The organism is Desertibacillus haloalkaliphilus, from assembly GCF_019039105.1.
Taxonomy (GTDB): domain Bacteria; phylum Bacillota; class Bacilli; order Bacillales; family KJ1-10-99; genus Desertibacillus; species Desertibacillus haloalkaliphilus.
This window is the reverse complement of record NZ_JAHPIV010000173.1, coordinates 1-422: the sequence shown is the minus strand read 5'-3', so window position 1 is coordinate 422 and position 422 is coordinate 1. Positions and strand designations below refer to the sequence as shown.

Below are 422 nucleotides of genomic sequence, written 5' to 3'. Positions count from 1 at the left end.
GATTAATAGTATCTTCATTCCGTAAATGCTCCTTTCCATTCTTTCAGCTCTTCTAACACAGGCCATTTTGATTGATCGAGTTCAATAATATTCTTAACGATAGTATTTACTTCTTCATCTAGAAAAACGGTAGGGTCATAAACCATATCTTTTACTTGTAAATAAAATTCATTTGGTAGGCACATGTCGATCCAAAGAATATGGTAAAGATCTTTATCAATTGGATTTGTTTCATGATATGCTTCAATCATGCCTTTTATCCATTCTAAGTCCCAAGCTCCAAGCTCTTCCATTTGATTTGTAATTAACTTGCGTAAGTCCCTTATCGGAAGGTCATACGCAACACCGTCTAAGTCAATTAGCCAAACTCCGTCAGGTCCAAGCTGGCCATTTGCCCAACCGTAATCTTGATGGACCAATCC

At 37.2% G+C, this 422-nt stretch carries 1 protein-coding gene; it reads right to left on the bottom strand.

Annotation, left to right across the window (positions count from 1 at the left end; genetic code table 11):
• Positions 1–14: 14 nt before the first annotated feature.
• The coding region (locus KH400_RS21400) for a protein kinase family protein (protein ID WP_498067638.1) at positions 15–422 on the bottom strand (408 nt) is incomplete at its 5' end.